The organism is Sphingopyxis sp. (assembly GCF_050725655.1).
In the GTDB taxonomy this organism is placed as follows: Bacteria; Pseudomonadota; Alphaproteobacteria; order Sphingomonadales; family Sphingomonadaceae; genus Sphingopyxis.
Genome location: NZ_JBOHHT010000096.1, coordinates 1 through 17417, shown reverse-complemented (window position 1 = coordinate 17417; position 17417 = coordinate 1). Strand labels below are relative to the sequence as shown.

The 17417-nt window shown below is 66.4% G+C and carries 21 protein-coding genes and 1 pseudogene; 10 read left to right on the top strand and 12 right to left on the bottom strand.

From position 1 onward, the window contains the following. The first annotated feature begins 34 nt into the window (after nucleotides 1-34). The 10 genes from ruvC to pal all read left to right on the top strand — a co-directional run bounded on the left by ruvC (nucleotide 35) and on the right by pal (nucleotide 7258). The gene (ruvC, locus tag ACREBX_RS14720) at nucleotides 35-508 is read left to right on the top strand and encodes a crossover junction endodeoxyribonuclease RuvC (protein ID WP_431562494.1); all 474 of its coding nucleotides are present in this window, start codon (nucleotides 35-37) and stop codon (nucleotides 506-508) included. 126 nt (nucleotides 509-634) lie between these two features. Further along, a complete protein-coding gene (ruvA, locus tag ACREBX_RS14715; protein ID WP_431562493.1) occupies nucleotides 635-1234 on the top strand; it encodes a Holliday junction branch migration protein RuvA in 600 nt (199 codons plus the stop codon). Then, a complete protein-coding gene (locus tag ACREBX_RS14710) occupies nucleotides 1231-1635 on the top strand; it encodes a GFA family protein (protein ID WP_431562492.1) in 405 nt (134 codons plus the stop codon). The genes ruvA and ACREBX_RS14710 overlap by 4 nt, the downstream gene beginning before the upstream one ends. Further along, nucleotides 1628-2656 (top strand): Holliday junction branch migration DNA helicase RuvB, encoded by a 1029-nt coding sequence (gene ruvB, locus ACREBX_RS14705; protein WP_431562491.1) that lies wholly within the window; start codon nucleotides 1628-1630, stop codon nucleotides 2654-2656. Before ACREBX_RS14710 ends, ruvB begins: the two co-directional genes overlap by 8 nt. Before the next feature lie 101 nt (nucleotides 2657-2757). Continuing rightward, nucleotides 2758-3237 (top strand): YbgC/FadM family acyl-CoA thioesterase, encoded by a 480-nt coding sequence (locus ACREBX_RS14700; RefSeq protein WP_431562490.1) that lies wholly within the window; start codon nucleotides 2758-2760, stop codon nucleotides 3235-3237. Then, entirely contained in the window at nucleotides 3231-3929 is a 699-nt protein-coding gene (tolQ, locus tag ACREBX_RS14695; protein WP_431562489.1) for a protein TolQ, read from the top strand. The genes ACREBX_RS14700 and tolQ overlap by 7 nt, the downstream gene beginning before the upstream one ends. Further along, nucleotides 3929-4438 (top strand): protein TolR, encoded by a 510-nt coding sequence (gene tolR / locus ACREBX_RS14690; protein WP_431562488.1) that lies wholly within the window; start codon nucleotides 3929-3931, stop codon nucleotides 4436-4438. The genes tolQ and tolR overlap by 1 nt, the downstream gene beginning before the upstream one ends. A 9-nt stretch (nucleotides 4439-4447) precedes the next feature. Next, a complete protein-coding gene (locus tag ACREBX_RS14685; protein ID WP_431562487.1) occupies nucleotides 4448-5272 on the top strand; it encodes a hypothetical protein in 825 nt (274 codons plus the stop codon). Between the two features lie 2 nt (nucleotides 5273-5274). Continuing rightward, complete coding sequence (tolB, locus tag ACREBX_RS14680; protein ID WP_431562486.1) at nucleotides 5275-6639, top strand: Tol-Pal system beta propeller repeat protein TolB; 1365 nt, start codon at nucleotides 5275-5277, stop codon at nucleotides 6637-6639. 100 nt (nucleotides 6640-6739) lie between these two features. Beyond that, nucleotides 6740-7258, top strand: coding sequence for a peptidoglycan-associated lipoprotein Pal (gene pal, locus ACREBX_RS14675; RefSeq protein WP_431562485.1), 519 nt, complete (start codon nucleotides 6740-6742; stop codon nucleotides 7256-7258). Between the two features lie 43 nt (nucleotides 7259-7301). Here the strand turns inward: pal and ACREBX_RS14670 are convergent, their stop codons facing one another. The 12 genes and pseudogenes from ACREBX_RS14670 to ACREBX_RS14615 form a co-directional block, all read right to left on the bottom strand. Continuing rightward, on the bottom strand, nucleotides 7302-8081 hold the full coding sequence (locus tag ACREBX_RS14670; protein ID WP_431562484.1) for a prepilin peptidase: 780 nt from the start codon (nucleotides 8079-8081) through the stop codon (nucleotides 7302-7304). Nucleotide 8082: 1 nt separating this feature from the next. Continuing rightward, on the bottom strand, nucleotides 8083-8799 hold the full coding sequence (gspN, locus tag ACREBX_RS14665; protein WP_431562483.1) for a type II secretion system protein N: 717 nt from the start codon (nucleotides 8797-8799) through the stop codon (nucleotides 8083-8085). Beyond that, nucleotides 8796-9278, bottom strand: coding sequence for a type II secretion system protein GspM (gspM, locus tag ACREBX_RS14660; RefSeq protein WP_431562482.1), 483 nt, complete (start codon nucleotides 9276-9278; stop codon nucleotides 8796-8798). Before gspM ends, gspN begins: the two co-directional genes overlap by 4 nt. Beyond that, the gene (gene gspL / locus ACREBX_RS14655) at nucleotides 9275-10420 is read right to left on the bottom strand and encodes a type II secretion system protein GspL (RefSeq protein ID WP_431562481.1); all 1146 of its coding nucleotides are present in this window, start codon (nucleotides 10418-10420) and stop codon (nucleotides 9275-9277) included. The genes gspM and gspL overlap by 4 nt, the downstream gene beginning before the upstream one ends. Nucleotide 10421: 1 nt before the next feature. Beyond that, a complete protein-coding gene (gene gspK, locus ACREBX_RS14650; protein ID WP_431562480.1) occupies nucleotides 10422-11429 on the bottom strand; it encodes a type II secretion system minor pseudopilin GspK in 1008 nt (335 codons plus the stop codon). After that, nucleotides 11426-12037 carry a type II secretion system minor pseudopilin GspJ gene (gene gspJ, locus ACREBX_RS14645; protein WP_431562479.1) on the bottom strand — a complete coding sequence of 204 codons (612 nt, stop codon included), beginning with the start codon at nucleotides 12035-12037 and terminating at the stop codon, nucleotides 11426-11428. Before gspJ ends, gspK begins: the two co-directional genes overlap by 4 nt. Next, a complete protein-coding gene (gene gspI, locus ACREBX_RS14640) occupies nucleotides 12034-12411 on the bottom strand; it encodes a type II secretion system minor pseudopilin GspI (protein WP_431562478.1) in 378 nt (125 codons plus the stop codon). The genes gspJ and gspI overlap by 4 nt, the downstream gene beginning before the upstream one ends. After that, entirely contained in the window at nucleotides 12401-12883 is a 483-nt protein-coding gene (locus tag ACREBX_RS14635; protein WP_431562477.1) for a GspH/FimT family pseudopilin, read from the bottom strand. Before ACREBX_RS14635 ends, gspI begins: the two co-directional genes overlap by 11 nt. Next, nucleotides 12858-13340 (bottom strand): type II secretion system major pseudopilin GspG, encoded by a 483-nt coding sequence (gene gspG / locus ACREBX_RS14630; RefSeq protein WP_431562476.1) that lies wholly within the window; start codon nucleotides 13338-13340, stop codon nucleotides 12858-12860. The genes ACREBX_RS14635 and gspG overlap by 26 nt, the downstream gene beginning before the upstream one ends. A 12-nt stretch (nucleotides 13341-13352) precedes the next feature. Next, nucleotides 13353-14567: a type II secretion system inner membrane protein GspF gene (gene gspF, locus ACREBX_RS14625; RefSeq protein ID WP_431562475.1), complete on the bottom strand. Its 1215-nt coding sequence runs from the start codon at nucleotides 14565-14567 to the stop codon at nucleotides 13353-13355. Then, nucleotides 14560-16053, bottom strand: a complete 1494-nt coding sequence (locus ACREBX_RS14620) for a GspE/PulE family protein (protein ID WP_431562474.1) — start codon at nucleotides 16051-16053, stop codon at nucleotides 14560-14562. Before ACREBX_RS14620 ends, gspF begins: the two co-directional genes overlap by 8 nt. After that, a pseudogene (locus ACREBX_RS14615) lies at nucleotides 16050-17417 on the bottom strand (type II secretion system secretin GspD); the annotation flags it as partial. The pseudogene ACREBX_RS14615 and the gene ACREBX_RS14620, both read right to left, overlap by 4 nt.

Here is a 17417-nt window from a genome sequence, read left to right as displayed (position 1 = left end):
TCCCCATGCCTGCGGCACAGGGAGGAACCGACAGATGATCATACTCGGCCTCGACCCTTCGCTCAGCTGTACCGGCTGGGGCGTCATCCGCGTCGAGGGCAGCCGGATCAGCCATATTGCCAACGGGCAGGTGAAGACCGACGCCAAGGCGCCCCTACCCGACCGGCTCGCGTATCTCGATACCGTGCTCGCGGCGGTAATCGCCGATCACTCGCCCGCTTGTGCTGCGGTCGAGGAAATCTTCGTCAACGACAACCCGCAATCGACACTGAAGCTCGCGCACGCGCGCGGCGTCGTCCTGCTCGGCTGCGCGCGCGGTGGGCTGACGGTCGCCGAATATGCACCGCGTCTCGTCAAGAAGGCGATCGTCGGCACCGGCGGCGCGGCGAAGGAACAGGTGCAGGCGATGCTGCGCGTGCTGCTCCCCGGCGCCAAGGTCGCGGGCGCCGATGCGGCGGATGCGCTGGCGGTCGCGATCTGCCATGCGAACCATCGCCCGCGCCGCTAAATTTCGTCACCCCTGCCTTGATCCGGGGTCCATGTAATGGGTGTTGCCATGGATGCCGGATCAAGTCCGGCATGACGAGGAAGGGAAATTGATTCCCTTTTCGTTCTCCCCGCGTTAGGCACGGGCATGATCGCGAAACTGACAGGACGGCTGGATTCGAGCGACGCAGGCCATGCGGTGATCGACGTTGGCGGCGTCGGTTATCTGGTCGAGGCATCGGCGCGCACGCTCGACGCATTGGGCCCGGTCGGCGGCGACGTCACCATCCACACCGAGATGCTGGTCGGCGAGGATTTCCTGCGCCTGCTCGGCTTTGCCAAGGCCGAGGAACGCGACTGGTTCCGCCTGCTCACCAGCGTCCAGGGCGTCGGCGCGAAGGTCGCGCTCGCCATCCTCTCGGCGCTCGAGATCGGCGACCTACAACGCGCGCTCGCCAGCGGCGACAGCGCGATGATCGCGCGCGCCAATGGCGTCGGGCCGAAGCTCGCACAGCGAATTACGCATGAGCTGAAGGACAAGGCGGGGGCGCTCGGCGGCATCGCTGGTTCGAGTTCAGCCCTGTCCGCTACATCCGGCCCGCTCGGCGACGCCGTCTCAGCCCTCACCGGTCTCGGCTTCAAACCCGGCGAGGCCAGCGCCGCGGTCGCGGCTGCTAACGAGGAACTGGGCGCGGATGCCAGCCTCGACGCGCTGGTGCGGGTGGCGCTCAAGAAGGCGGGCAAGTGACCGACCTCGTCCGCCACGCATCTTGCCGCTGCGGCCAAGTCCGCATCGCCTGCGCCGGGGAGCCGATCCGCGTGTCGGTCTGCCATTGCCGCGAGTGCAAGGCGCGGAGCGGCAGCGCCTTTGCCGCGCAGGTTCGTTTCCCGGCCGAACAAGTCCGCACCGAGGGTGAAGCGAAGATGTGGCAATACACTGGCGAAAGCGGCAACACCGCCGACTTTTTCTTCTGCGGCACCTGTGGTTCGGGTGTCTGGTACAGGGCACGCCCCTATCATGACGCCTATGCGGTGCCGCTCGGTAATTTCGAACCCGGGCATGGCTTTGTGCTCGATTATTCGGTCTATGAGGAACGGCAAGAGCCTTGGGTTTCGATTACCGGCGATGCAATAGAGCATTATGACTGAGCCGGCCCTCACCACCCCGATCCGCACGCCCGAGGATGCCGACGCCGCATTGCGGCCGAAGACGCTCGCCGAGTTCGTCGGACAGGCGGCGGCGCGCGAGAATCTGCGGATATTCATCGAGGCGGCGAAGTCGCGATCCGACGCGCTCGACCATGTGCTCTTTTATGGCCCGCCGGGGCTCGGCAAGACGACGCTGGCGCAGATCGTCGCGCGCGAGCTCGGTGTTGGTTTCCGCTCGACCAGCGGCCCGGTGATTGCCAAGGCGGGCGACCTTGCGGCGTTGCTCACCAATCTCGAGGATGGCGACGTGCTGTTCATCGACGAAATCCACCGCCTGTCGCCCGCGGTCGAGGAAATCCTCTATCCCGCGATGGAGGACCGCGCGCTCGACATCATGATCGGCGAAGGCCCGTCGGCGCGCAGCGTTCGGATCGACCTACCGAAGTTCACGCTGGTCGGCGCCACCACCAGACAAGGCTTGCTCACGACGCCGCTGCGCGACCGGTTCGGCATCCCGGTGCGGCTCCATTTCTACACGCATGGCGAGCTCGAGCAGGTCATCACCCGCGCTGCGAGGCTGCTCAGCCTGCCCATCGCCCCCGACGGCGCGCTGGAAATCGCGAAGCGGGCTCGGGGCACCCCGCGCATCGCCGGGCGGCTGCTGCGCCGGGTGCGCGATTTCGCGACCGTCGCGGGGCATAAGATCGTCGATGCGAAGGCGGCCGATGCCGCGCTCAACCGGCTCGAAGTCGATGCGCTCGGGCTCGACGCGATGGACCGGCGATACCTGACGATGATCGCAGACATCTATCGCGGCGGGCCGGTCGGGGTCGAGACCATGGCGGCCGGATTGTCCGAACCGCGCGACACGATCGAGGATGTGATCGAGCCCTATCTGCTCCAGGTCGGTCTGATCGCGCGCACCGCGCGCGGACGCATGCTCAACGCGAGCGCGTGGAAGCATCTCGGGCTCAATCCGCCCACAGGATCGCAGGACGGACTTTTCGATCAGGGAAAATAGGCGGATTTCCGCGGATTTCATTCCACCAACCGGCCCCGATCTGCGACAAACCGTTGGTTAGGGGTTTGCGACGAGTCGAAGGCCCGCTATCGGTTGGGATAATGGTAAACGCCCCGCCCCCCTTCACCCCCGGCGCCTTCGTCGGGGCCGAACATCATTTCCGGGCGCGCGTCTATTTTGAGGACACCGACCTGTCGGGCATCGTCTATCACGCCAATTACCTGCGTTTTATGGAACGCGCCCGATCGGATATGCTGCGCCTCGCGGGCATCGACCAGCGCGCAGCGATGGAAGCGGGCGAAGGCAGCTGGGCGGTCACCGACCTTGCGATCAAATACCGAAGTCCCGCCCGGCTCGACGACGATCTGCTCGTCGTGAGCACGGTCGAGGCGGTGCGCGGCGCGAGCGTGATTATTTCGCAGCGCATCCTTCGCGGAACTGACACGTTAAGCGGCGAGACATTGACCGACGGGCAAGTGACTGCCGCCTTCCTGTCGCCCGAAGGCCGGCCGCGCCGCCAGCCCGCGGGCTGGGCCGACCGATTTACCGCCATCATGAATGGAGAGACTTTCCCTTGCTAGACAATATCTCGCTGGCCGCCGACGCGGCGACTTTGTCCCCCGTCGCATTGTTCTTGCAGGCCGATATAATCGTGAAGGCGGTGATGATCGGGCTGCTCGCCGCGTCCATCTATGTCTGGGCGGTGATTTTCACCCATGGGCGCAGCGTCAACAAATTGATGAGCGCGTCGGAACGCTTCGAGCGCGATTTCTGGCGCGCCGACAGCATCGATAAATTCTTCGACAAAAATGGCAGCGAGGAATTGCCGAGCGCCAAGGTATTGGGCGCCGGGATCAGCGAATGGCGCCGTTCGACCAAAAGCAAGAATGTCGACCGCGACGGCACGCGCGAACGCCTGGGCATCGCGATGAATTCGGCGGTCGCGGGCGAAGTCGACCGGCTCGCCGAAAAAATCGGGACGCTGGCCACCATCGGTTCGGTCGCGCCCTTCGTCGGCCTGTTCGGAACCGTGTGGGGCATCATGCGCAGCTTCACCGCGATTGCGGCGGAAAACAACAGCAGCCTCGCCGTCGTCGCGCCGGGGATCGCCGAGGCGCTGTTCGCGACCGCAATCGGCCTGTTCGCCGCGATCCCCGCGGTCATCGCGTACAACGCCTTTTCGCAGCGCCTGAACCGGCTCGAATCGCGGCTTGGCCGCTTCGCCGACGGGCTGCATGCGACGTTCAGCCGCGAACTCGAGGTCGAAGCCTGATGGCGATGAGCGGTCCCTCGGGCGGCATCGGCGGACGGCGTGGACGTGGCCATCGCCGCGCGCCGATGGCCGAAATCAACGTCACCCCGCTCGTCGACGTGATGCTCGTGCTGCTGATCATCTTCATGATCACCGCGCCCCTGCTCGCCTCCGCCGTACCGATCGACCTGCCCGAAAGCCGGGCGAAACCGGTCGAGACCGAGGACCGGGAGCCCGTGCAGCTGTCGATCAACGCCGACGACACGCTCTATATCGGCGAGGATGTGGTGCCCGAGACCGAACTTCCGGCGCGGCTCGACGCAATCGCACGCGAGAATGACGGTCAGGACAAGCCACGCCAGATCATGCTGCGCGCCGACAAGGGGCTCGACTATGGCCGCGTGATGCGCGTCATGGGCGAACTCAACCGCGCCGGGCTGACGCGCATTTCGCTGGTAACCACGGGATCGGAGGGCGCCGCCGACAGCGAGCCCGCCACGGTCACCGACGGTTCAGAAACACGGCCCTAGGTTGAGACGATGGCCGAAACACGGGCAGTGAGGGGGAATGAAGGACGCGGCATCGCCATCGCGGTGGCGGCGCATGTCGTCATCATCGGCCTGCTCTCGGTCCAGTGGACCGCAGGCGACCGCCGCTTCGACAACCCCCCGATGGAAGTCGACCTGATCGCAGAAACGGCGCCGACATCGACCGCGCCGGTGATCACCGACACGCCGCCCGCTCCCCGGCTCGGCGAAGAGGATGAGAGCGACATCGCGGCGCCCGAGCCAGTGCCAGCCCCGCCGCTGCCCGAACCGGTCGTGCGACCGACGCCCGCCCCGACTCCCAGGCAAGTCGAGCGGCCAAAGCCGGCGCCTACCAAAAAACCGCCTGCGAGCAAAGAAGCTCCTCCCAAGAAAGTACAGAAGAAGCCGCCTACCAAAAAGGCTCCGCCTCGGAGTGCCGGGCAATCCTCGGGTGATCTCGACAGAATCGGTCGTGAGTTGACCAAGTCGAACCAGAACAAGGGCGCGCCCGCGGCGGTGGTCGGGCCTCAAACTCAAAGCGCGATTAGAGCGTCGATCAACGCCAAAGTCAGACCCTATTGGAACAAGTGCGCCGTAAGCGGTGTCGATGTGAACGAGCTTGTCACCAAAATCGAATTCAAGCTTACGCGTGCTGGAAAATTGGCCGGTTTCACGAGTGTCACGACGACGGGCCAAAATGACAGCAACAAACCTCAAGTTGCCCGCCATCAGGAATGCGCAAAGCGAGCTATCGAACTCGCGTCGCCGTTCCTTGATCTTTCGGATGAAAGCTACAGCTTTTGGCAGGAATCCGACCTAACCTTCTTCAAGAGGTAATGATGTCCAAGAAATTTCTCATTCTAAGCCTCGGTCTCGTCATACAAGTAGCGAGTCCGGCTTTGGCGCAAACTGCCGAGCCCGCGGCTCCGGCCGGACCACGCCTAAGCGAGACCGTCGAAGGCGAATTGTCGAATGAACGCACCGTGATCGCGATCCCGGCGCTGGCCACCGCGTCGGCGCAATCCGTCGCCGGTCTGCGCACCGACAGCCTCGGCCGCCAGATTGCGGAAGTCATCGCCGCCGACCTCGAACGCAGTGGCCTTTATGATCCGATGGGCCCCAGCGGCATTCCCGCGATCAGCCGCGCCGAGGTGCAGGCACCGCGCTTTGCCGAATGGCAGGCGCGCAACGCCGAAAATGTCGTCCATGGCTTTGTCGATGCGAGCGGCACCGGCGGCCTTGTCGTCGGCTGCTATCTTTACGACACCGCGCTGGGCAGCGAGCTGGTCCGCAAGGGCTTCGAAATCCAGCCCGGCGACTGGCGCCGCGCCGCGCACAAATGCGCCGACGCCATCTATTCGCGCCTGTCGGGCGAAGCGCCCTTCTTCGACAGCCGGGTCGCCTATATCGCCGAGAGTGGCCCCAAGGGGAACCGTATCAAGCGGCTCGCGATCATGGACAGCGACGGCGGCAACCACCGTTTCATCACCAACGGCCAGGCGCTCGCCATCAGCCCGCGGTTCTCGCCCGATTACAAGAAGATCGTCTACGTCAGCTATCTCAATAACCGCGTCCGCGTCTTCATCTACGACATTGCCGCGGGCTCGCAGAAGCTGGTGACCGAAAGCAGCAACGCGACCTTTGCGCCGCGCTGGTCGCCCGACGGCACCCAGATCCTTTATTCGATGGCGGTGAACGGCAACACCGACATCTATCGCATCTCCGCCAACGGCGGCACGCCGGTGCGGCTGACGAGCACCCCGGGCATCGATGTCGGGGGCAGCTTCTCGCCCGACGGCAGGAAGATCGTGTTCGAGAGCGACCGGTCGGGCGGTCAGCAGGTCTATACGATGAACATCGACGGGTCGAACCAACAGCGGATCAGCTTTGGCGGCGGGCGCGCCGCAACCCCCGAGTGGTCGCCGCGCGGCGACCTGATCGCCTTCACCCGCATGGGCGGCGGCGAGTTCCGCATCGGGGTGATGACGCCGTCGGGCGGCAACGCACGAACGCTGACCAACAGCTGGCAGGACGAGGCGCCGACCTGGTCGCCGAACGGCCGCGTCATCCAGTTCTTCCGCACCACGCCCGGACGCGAAGGCAAGTCGAGCCTGTGGCAAGTCGACCTGACCGGCGTGAACATGCGCCGTCTGCCGACCCCGCAAGACGGGTCGGACCCCAGCTGGGGTCCGGTACTTCCCTGAGGAAACCGGAACCAAAGGGGCGCGATCGGGTTCAACTATCGCGTCCTGAACGGGCCAATTCGGCCGCACGAATGATTTTCAACAACAAGAGGACAGAGACATGACGATACGCAAAAGCACCGCAATGATTGCGGCGATCACCATGCTTGCTGTTGGTGCCTGCGCGAAAAAGGCCCCCGACACGCTTCCCCCCGCGCCCGAAGGTACTGGCACCGATACGGGCGCCGGCACCGGAACCGGCGTGGTTCCCGGATCGCAGGAAGACTTCCTCGCCAGCGTTGGCGCCATGGGCGACCGCGTTTTCTTCGACTATGACCAGTATAATGTCGACGCACAGGATCAGGCGACGTTGCAGAGCCAGTCGCAGTGGTTGCAGCGTAACTCCGCTGTCCGCGTCACGCTCGAAGGCCATGCCGACGAACGCGGCACCCGCGATTATAATATCGCGCTGGGCGAGCGCCGCGCGAATGCCGCGAAAAACTATCTCGCGTCGCTCGGCGTCGACCCGTCGCGCATCCAGGTCATCAGCTATGGCAAGGAACGTCCGGCTGAAATCGGTTCGACCGAAGAAGCCTATGCCAAGAACCGTCGCGCGGTGACCGTCGTTATCGGAAGGTAATTTTCTCCGACTGACGGCGGGGAGGGCCGGCGCCGCGCCAGTTTCAGCGCAGCTGAAACTGAATCAGCAGCGGCCAAAGCGGCACCGCGGCAAAAGCGGCGGTGCAGGCGAACACACCGAAGGGGACCCGTCGCTCACCGAGCGGCTGGTCCCCTTTTCGCTCTGCGATGAGCGCCCAGATGATCCCGCCGAGGCTGGCTATCAGCAGCATCAGCGGCAAAGCCTGCCACCCGAGCCATGCGCCGATCGCCGCGACCAGCTTGGGATCGCCGCCGCCCATCGCGTCTTTCAGCCGCACGCGTCGGTAAAATTCGGCGATGGCGGCGAGCGTCAGACCGCAGACGACCGCACCAACCCAGCGGTCGATCAGCGATGTTTCCAGCATCGGTCCGGCTATCAAAAGGCCGACGATCCCGAGCAGCAGGTTGAGGCGGTCGGGCAACCAGAAATGGCGCGCATCAAGCAGTGCGAGTGGCAGGAGCAGCCAGCCGAATAAGGCCCAGATCCAGCCCGTCGTACCGGGCATGAAAGCAAGCGCTGCGGCGCCGATCAACGCCGATCCCAGCTCGACGCGCCAGTGAAACGGATCGATCGCCGCATGGCATGTCCGGCAACGCCCGCGCGATGCGAGGGTCGATAGCAAGGGGACGAGGTCTAAGGCGCCAAGCGGCCGCCCGCAGCCGTCGCATTGCGAGCGCCCCAGCACCGAGCGCCCCGCGGGCCAGCGCAGCACCAGCGTCGCGATGAAGCTGCCGAGAACGAGCCCGATCAGCGCGGCAAAGGCGACGCCCGTGCCGAAGGGCAAGGCATCGAGGATCGTCACGTCAAAAGCGGCCCGAGGTCGCCAGCACGAAACCGGTGGGTCCGGCCTTGAACCCCAACGCGGCGAGCGCGCCCGCCATCGCCGGATCGCGGTCGACATTGATCGCGAACTGCGCGCGGTACGTGCCGCTGCCGTCGAAGGAGAGGGTCAGCCGCTCCATGCCCGACTGGCTGGCGAGCGCCGCTTGCGCGCGCCCGTTCGCGCACGTCAGCGGTCCCGACAGCCCGCGCGAGAGGTCGAGCCCCGCGATGGGCGCGGAGACCGCAAGCTGGATGCGCCCGCTTGCCGCGGCGCATTTTCCCGCGTCATCGAAGCGTATCGTGGCGCCCTCGAACCGGATCGTGTCGACCGGGATCATGCCGAGCCCGCCCGACATCGATGTCGTGCCGCTGACGTCGGAGACGCCCCGCGGATTGCTACCGTGCAGGCGGCCCGCGAGCACTCCAAGCCGTTCGTCGGTACGCGAAAAGGCCAGTTCGGTGCGTGCACCGAGCAGCGCGAGCGGTGACAGGCTGGCGCGCACCGTGCCCAGCGGCAAGACGCCAAGCTGCGCATCGACAAGCTCGCCCGACCAGACCGACCCGCGTACGTTACGCGCGGTGATGCCCGCATCGGTCGCGCCCGAAAGGCCAAGCGCGAGCCGCATCGGGAAGGTTGCGATGATGAGGATCAGCGCGAGCAGAAGCGCCGCAATCGCCCAACGCCTGCGCACGCTCATTGCCCGCCCTTCCGAAGCTCGGCGGTCAGGCCGACGGTGCCGTCGGCAGCGGGGGTGATCGTCAGCTGGTCGACGACAAAGCCCTGCCCCTCGAGCGACGCAAGCCAGTCGGTGAGCACCGTCGCGCGCGCGGTGGCGATCGCGATGGTCGCCTGCCCCTCGCCGCGTGCTTCGTTGCGGTCGAGCGTCAGCCCGATCTCGCCCGCCGATTGCGCAAGATATTGATCGATCGCGACCGCATCGACCGCCGCCGCAACCGATTTGGCCGGACGCTGCGCGAGCAATTGCACTTTCGCGGCAACGCGCCCTTCGCGCTCGATCGCGGCGCGATGCTGGCTTTCGAGATCGATAAATGCCGCTACCGCCGGACGGCCGAGCCCCCACAGGATGATCCCGAGCGCCAGCACGCCTGCGACGCCGACGAGCCAGCGCTCGCGCAGCGACAGGGCGATCCACCAATTTTGCAATCGCTCGGTCATGGCACCGCCCGGATTGTGATATTGGCCATTTGTTGGCCGTCGCTACCCGCCATCGGCTGCGCCGTGATGCGATAGCCGCGCGCCTGCAGTGCGAGCAGCACCTGATTTATATCCTCGACGCGCGGCGCCGCGAGTGTCGTCGTCAGCGTCCCGTCGGTACGATGCGACAGCGTCCTGAGCGTCACGCCGGGCGCATCGCCCATCGCATCGTAAAGCGCCGATGCCGGAACCGAGAAGGCGAGCGGTCCGCCGCCCGCAGCGGCAAGGCGGCGATCGAGTTCGGCTTCCGCCGCGGTCGCATCGGGCGCCGTCACCCCCGCCTTCTTCGCCATCGTGACGACCGCTTCGTCGGCACGGCCGGTGTCGGACGACAGGCGCACCGCATAGATGACAGGGATGAGCAGGCTCACGGCGACAAGTGCGATGGCGAGGCGCTTCGCCAGCCGCAGCATCGCAGGATCGACCGACCAGCTGCGCTTGGGTTTCCACCCCCCGCTCAGCAGGTCGAGCGGCGGCGCGGCGAGCGTCAGCAGCAGCGCCTCGCGCATCCGGCCGGCATCGAGCGGCAGCGCGGCGTGCCCGCCCGCGATCAGCGGATCGAGTTCGGGATCGGAGACATAGGCGCGGTCGGCGGTGCGGACGATCCGTTCGCCACCGACGTCGGCTGTCCACAGCGTATCGGGTTCGGGCGGCGGCACCGCCACCGCGGCCGGGATAATCGCGGCCGGCGTCAGATCGCGCGCCTTCAGCCAGTCGGTCCACGCCGTCATCGCTGCGTGGGTCGTCACCGCAACCGGGACCGCTTGGCCCTCGCCCGCGGGCTGGCCCGCGACGATATGCAGCAACGCTGCATCGCCCAGACTGTTCTTCAACGCATCGATCCGCGCCGCGGCGGCGGCCTGCGCGGGCGCGGCATCGGGATAATGCAGCCAGCGCAGCGGAACATCGACCGCCGGCGCCAACGCGACCAGACGGTCGTCGGGACTATCGTCGAGCGGATTTTCCCACGCGCCGACCCAGCCGTCGTCCTGCCCGCTATCGACGATCACGCCGTCGTCGACGCGCAGCCAGGCGGCATCGGAGCCATCGCCTTCGCCAAGCGCCGCCACGGGGGGCAGCCAGAGAACCAGCGTGCGCGTCATATCAGTCGCTCTCGCCCCAATCGCGGCGGACGATCGTCGGCGGTGTCATGCCCGCAGAGGGTGCGCCGCCATTGGCATCGATCAGCGAAACTGCGGTCAAGAAACCGTCCCCCATCGTCACATTCGTCGTCAGCGCCAACCAGCGGCTGTTCACGCCCGCCTGTTCGGCAACATCGGTCGGCGGTTTCCGTCCTTCGAACGGGCCCGCCTCCCAGAATCGCACGCTGCTGCCATAGCCGCCTGCGGGGCGCGCCGCCAGCACCGCCCGCGCTTTGGCAACGGTGATTTCGCCGGGCTGCAACATCGCCACCAGCGGCGCCTGTTCGGGCGCGAGCGTGTTGACGTTGAGCTTGACCGGATCGGTCACCGGGAGCACGCAAATCCAAGGTTTCAGGCGTGCATAGATTTTCGGCGTCACGCCGCGCACTGCGCGGAGTTCGCTGACATCGGCCATCTTGCGGTTCGCGGGCAGATAGGCGCCCTGCATCCCCCGATAAGCATTGTCTTCGGCGCCGAGCGGGCCTTCGTTGCTGTCGCTGTCGATCCAGTCGGCCGCCGCGCCGGCAATCGCCTGTGCCTGCCCGGGATCGATCCCGAGCAAGGTCATCAATTCGCCGAACTGGCGCATCGAACCCGACCGCTGACTGAACCGCCCCGGCACCGTTTCGGCGACGAGGCTGTTGAGGTTGAAGCAATTGTTCGCGTCGGTCAGCTTCGCCCGGCCTTCACCGCCGGGAAGCGGCAGCGTGAAATCACGCCCGAGCCAGTTTCCGGCGAGCGTCAGCTTCGCAGGATCGCGGCCCACAAGATCAGCGACGCGGCGCAGCGCAATCTGTTCGGCGGCAAAGGCGTAAGCACGCCCCTGATCAACGGTCGCCGCGCTGCCCGCGATGCGCGTCGCGAGCGTCAGCCGGTCGAGCGCGGTCGCGGCGATCACCGCCATCACCGCGACGAGCAGCAACACGGTGAGCAGCGCCGCGCCGCGTTCGTCTTTCGCGCCGGGCTTCACGGTGTCGGCACCGCTTGGACGGACGGCGGCGGCAGGGTCGGCGCGGTCAGGAACAACATCGTCAGCGCCTCGCGCCCGGTGCGCGACAACCGCACCTCGACCGCACGCGGCAGGCGGTCGCCGGGTTCCGAACTCCAGACTTCGCTCCAATTGCCCCGCTCGTCGCGGTATCGCACCGCGACGCTGGCGACGTCGGCGATCAGCCGATCGCCCTCGCCGAGCGCGGTGCCGTCGAGCATCGGCTGGGTCGCGCGGCGCCATTCGTTGCCGACACGCGCATAGGCGACGCGTTCGATGGCGGGCCGCGGGCTCCCATCGAGTGAACCAGCGCCGCCATGGACGAAAGCAAAGCCGTTCGCCGATCCGACAAACGCCGGCACGCTTTCCCCCGCGGGTCCGCGCGTCGAACGCTGGACCGCCTGCGCCAGATCGTTCGCCATTACTGCGCGAAGACGGTTGACCCCGCCCATCGCCTTCAGCCGTTCCTGCACCGCGTCCTGGGTATCGATACTGCTGCGGAGCAAGCCGACACCCATCGCCGCGATCGCTGCGAAGATGGAGAGTGCGACGAGCATCTCGACAAGGGTGAAGCCGCGTTCGTCCTTCATCGCGACGGCCGGATGATCGTGAGCGCCGCTTGCCCGCGCCCGCTTTCGGGGCGAACGAGCAAATCGATGCGCAACAAGGCGTCGTCGGCGGTCTTTGCGACGCGCTGCTCGATGCGCCAATTGCGGCCCGCGTTGGAGACGCCGACGGCACTATTGCCGATCGTCGGCGGCGCCGGATCGGTCCACAATTCGACCGCGCGGTTCTGCGCGACAATGCCCGCCATCGTGCTTTCGTCGAGATCGCCCGCGGTGCGCACCGCATAGGCATCGAGGCGGATGAGCGCGAGCGCCGCGATGCTGATGACGCTCAAGGCCACCAGCATTTCGAGCAGCGTGAACCCGCGTTCACGGCCTTTGGTGCGATCACGGCCCACGGCTGACCTCCCCGGTCGCCGAGACACGCACGATCTCGCGCGCATCTCCGCCGGTCAATACGACCGCCTGCGGCGTCGGGCTGATGCCGACACGGTCGAACAAGATGCGCGCCGCGCCCTGCCCATCGCCCGCCACAAAGCGCACATCGCCGGGCCAGTTGCGCTGTGCGAAGGCGCGGCCGGGCAGCGGTTGCCATTCGCCCGAAATCCGCCGTTCGAAACCATAGCCCGACGCCGCGAAATTGACCGAAACACTACGCCCCTCGATCACTGCGACATCGCGCGCAGCGGCGAGCCGCGCGGCGAGCCGGTCGGCCTCGCTGCGCACGGTCTGTTCCTCGCCGGGGATGGTCAGCACAACGGCGGTCGCGGCGAGCGCCATGATCGCGAGCACGACCATCAGTTCGACGAGCGTGAAGCCGTTTGGCGCCCGGCGCGTCCGCGCGTCAGCCGTCGCTGCGAATATCCGCATTGTCGTCGGTCCCGCCGGGGGCGCCGTCGGCACCGAGCGACCAGACGTCGAACGCCTTTCCGTTCGGCCCGGGCGCCTGATAATTATAGGGGCGGCCCCACGGATCGGCGGGCAGCTTCTTGATATAGCCGCCGCGGCGATAGCGTTCGGGCTGCGCAAGCGCGGGCGGCGCGACGGTCAGCGCGTTCAGCCCGTCGGTCGATGCAGGATAGGTCAGATTGTCGAGCCGGTACTGCTCGAGCGCATTTTCGAGCGTTGCGATATCGGCCCTGGCCTTGGTCACCATCGCGCGGTCCTGGCTGGGCAGGACGTTGATCATCACCACCGTGGCGAGCAGCCCGATGATGAAGATCACGACCATCAATTCGGTCAGCGTGAAGCCGCGCTCGTCCGTCTTGCGGCGCCGGTGGACGGGCGGCCGGCCGGGGTCGAGCATCAGGCGAATGAAAAGCTGCATCAGGGACATTTATTATAGACCTGCAAGGTTCTGCAACTGAAGGATCGGAAGCAGAATGGCGAGGATGATAAGGGCAACGCATGACCCCATGACGACAATTATGACAGGTTCGAGAAGTGCCATCGACGCGGCCGTAAACCGGTCGAATTCGCGCTCGAGATAATCGGCGGCGCGCTCCAGCATCTGCTCGAGCCGCCCCGCGCTTTCACCGCTTGCGGTCATATAGACGAGCAAGGGTGGGAAGACACCGGCATCGCGGAGTGCGGCCGAAAGACTACCGCCGGCGCGCACCTGGTCGACGATCGTCGCGGTCGCGCCGGCGAGTGCGGCATTGCGGATCGTCGGGAGGGTCAGGCGCAGGCCGTCGACGAGCGGCAGGCGGCTCGACACCATCGTCGACAAGGTGCGGGCAAAGCGCGCGGCATAGAGATCGCGGAGCAGGCGGCCGAAAAGCGGCAGGCGAAGCAGCCGCGCGTCGACGCGGGCCTTGAACGCCGGGCGGCGCATCGCGTTGACCCAGCCGAAGCTCGCCGCGGCGATCAGCAGCGCGATCAGCCACCACCAATTTGCAGCGAAGCTGGAGATCGCAATTACCGCGCGGGTCAGGAACGGCAGTTGCTGGCCGACATCGGTGAATTGTTCGACGACGCGCGGGACGACGAAGATCATCAGCGCCGCGACCACGCCGATCGCGACGACCGCGAGCACGATCGGATAGGCAAGCGCGGCAATCAGCTTGCCGCGCACCTCGGCCTGCCGTTCGAGCAGGTCGGCGAGACGGGCGAGGATGGTGGTCAGGCTGCCCGTCGTTTCGCCCGCCGCGACCATCGCGCGGTAAAGCGGCGGGAAGCTGCCCGGCTGACGCCCCATCGCGTCGGCGAGACGGCGACCCTCGAGCAGGCCCGCGTGGACGTCGCCGATGACATTGCGCGCGCTTTCGGCTTCGCTCTGACGGGTGAGCGTGCGCAGCGCCTCTTCGAGCGGTGCGACCTCGGCGAGCGTTGCGAGCTGGCGGGTGAAGAGCGCGAGTTCCTTGCTGCCCAATTTATTCTTGCGGAAAGCGAGCAGCGAGCGGCCCGCGGGCTTCGCGCCCGCCGCTTCGACCGCGACGATATGGAATTTCCGCCGCATCAGGTCGGCGCGCGCCGCATCGTCGTTGGCGGCGGTCAGCCGCCCCTTGCGCTCGCGGCCCTGCGGATCGATCGCCACATAGCGATAATCAGGCATCGATTTCCTCGCGCCGCGCGATCCGGATCGCCTCCTCGGCCGTGGTCAGCCCCTTCGCGACCATCGCCCGCGCCGCCGAAGCGAGCGTCGGCGATTTCAGGAAGGCGTGACGCGTGATCATCGCTTCGTCGCCGCCGTTATAGATATAGCGGCGTACCGTCTCGTCGACCTTGATTGCCTCGAACACCCCGATACGGCCCTTGTAGCCGCTGCCACCGCACTGGTCGCAACCCTTCGGGCGCCAGATCACGGTGCCGATGTCGAGCCCGAGTATCGCGGCGATGCTGTTGTCGGCCTGCACCGGCTCGCGGCAATGATCGCAGAGCTTGCGGACCAGCCGCTGCGCGATCACCGCACGTAGCGTCGAGGCGAGCAGGAAGGGCTCGACCTTCAAATCTTTCAGGCGCGTGATCGCGCCGACCGCATCGTTGGTGTGCACGGTCGAGAGCACGAGATGGCCCGTCAGCGACGCCTGCACCGCGATATCGGCGGTTTCGCGGTCGCGGATTTCGCCGACCATCACGACGTCGGGATCCTGGCGCAGGATCGCGCGCAGGCCCGCGGCGAAATCGAGCCCGACCTTGCTGTTGACCTGCGTCTGGCCGACGCCGTCGACAGCATATTCGACCGGATCCTCGACGGTCAGGATGTTGCGTTGGCCGTCATTGAGCTGCTTGAGCGCCGCATAGAGCGTCGTCGTCTTGCCCGAACCCGTCGGACCGGTGACGAGGATGATACCATTGGGTTCGGCGAGCGCCTCGCGCAAAATCTGGTCGGCGGCGCCCGTCAGGCCGAGAACGTCGAAGTCGATCCCCGCCGCATCCTTGTCGAGGATACGCATCACGACGCGTTCGCCCGCCCGGCTGGGGAGCGTCGAGACACGCACGTCGACCGCCTTGCCCGCGAGCGTCAGCCCGATGCGGCCGTCCTGCGGCACGCGGCGTTCGGCGATGTCGAGGCGCGCCATCACCTTGATGCGGCTGACGACGACGGGCGCGACGTGCGGCGGCATGCGCAGATGCTCGCGCAGCACGCCATCGGTGCGCATGCGCACGACGAGCCCGCTTTCATAAGGTTCGATATGGATGTCGCTGACGCCCTGGCGCACCGCTTCGGCGATGATCGCGTTGATCAGGCGGATTGCGGGGGCGTCGTCGGCGCTGTCGAGCAGATCCTCGGCGCTCGGCAGGCTGAAGTCGATATCGCTGCCGTCGAGCGACCCCGCCATCGCGGCCGCCGAGCTGTCGACGGCATAATGGTCGGAGAGCAGCCGGTCGAAATCGGCGACGCTCGCGGTCGCAACCCGCAGTGGCTGCGCGAGATAGCGCTTCACCTCGATCAGCACCGCAGGGTCGGCGCCCTCGCGTAGCGTCGCGAGCCACGCGCCGCCCTCGCCCTGCGCGATGACAACACCGTGCGTGCGGGCAAAGCCGTAGGGAATATCTACCGGCGCCGGGGGAGGCGCCGCCGGTTCGATGTCGGTCACGGATAGTCTCCGGTTGGCGGTGCAGGCGCCTGCGAAATGGATGGCGGAACGTCGGTCGTCGTGACACGGCCGTCAGGGCCGCGCAATTCGGGCAGATTGACCGGGCCGACGGTGATGTCGGCGGCGGTCGGCGCGGTCGGCACCGGCGGCACCGCACCCAGATAGTCGCGCACCAGCGTATCGATCGCGGGTTCCACATCGGGGTTCCGCTGGAGCTGGAAGTCGCGGATATAGCCGTAGCGGCGCGCGGTAAGCGCGGCATTATCCTCGCGATTGCGAAGAATCGTCGGACGAATGAAGACCATCAAATTGGTTTTCGACCGCGTGCGGCTGCGCGATTTGAACAATTCGCCGAGCAGAGGGATGTCGCTGAGCAGTGGGATGCGCTCGATCGTCTTGCGCTCGTCGTCGTTGAGCAGTCCGCCGATCGCGAGGATCTCGCCATCGTCGACGGTCAGCACGGTTTCGAACGAGCGTTTGTTGAGGATGAGGTCGCTATTGCGCGACGAGACCGGGCCGGCAACGCTCGACACCTCCTGACGCAAGAACATCTTCACTTCGCCAGCGCCATTGACCTGCGGCGTCACTTCCAGCTTGATCCCGACCTCTTCGCGCTGGACGGTACGAAAGGCGTTTTCGAAATTGTCGCCCAGCTGTTCCCCGGTGGTGATCGGAACATCCTGCCCGACGAGGAATTTCGCCGCCTGATTGTCGAGCGTGACGATATGCGGCGTCGCGAGCAGGTTCGACGTCGTGTCCGACTTCACCGCGTTGATGATCGCGCCGAAGATCGTGTTCTTGCCAATGTCGCCCGCGAAACCCGCGAAACCGCCGGTCGCCGCGAGCAGCGACGCCGCCGCCGCTTCCTGCAAGCTGTTGCCGAGCGAGCTGGTGGTCTGGGTGACGACGGTTTCGCCGTCGACCGTCGTCTTGTCCTGCGTCAGCTTGGTCGCCGCATAGGCGCCGCCCAGCGTCAGGATATTCGGCTGCGCATTGCTGTAGCTGGTCGCGACGAACGGGATATTTTTGCCGCCGAGCAAGAATTGGACGCCAAGGCGTTTCGCAGCATCGTCGCCAATCTCGACGACGATCGCCTCGACGAGCACCTGTTGACGGCGGCTGTCGAGCTGGCGGATGAGTTCGCCGAGCATGCGCTGCACTTCGCTATTGGCGGCAACGATGATCGCGTTCGCGCCTTCGTAGCGCGTGATGATCGCGGGGCCGCGGGTCGAGATGCTGCCGCTGCCGCCGCCACCGACCGACGTCGGGCCAGCCGGGGCGGCGGCAGACACCGGCGCGCCGTTGCCATTGGACGAAGACATTGACGAGGAGGAAGCAGGCGGAAGACCTGCCTTCTGTACGGG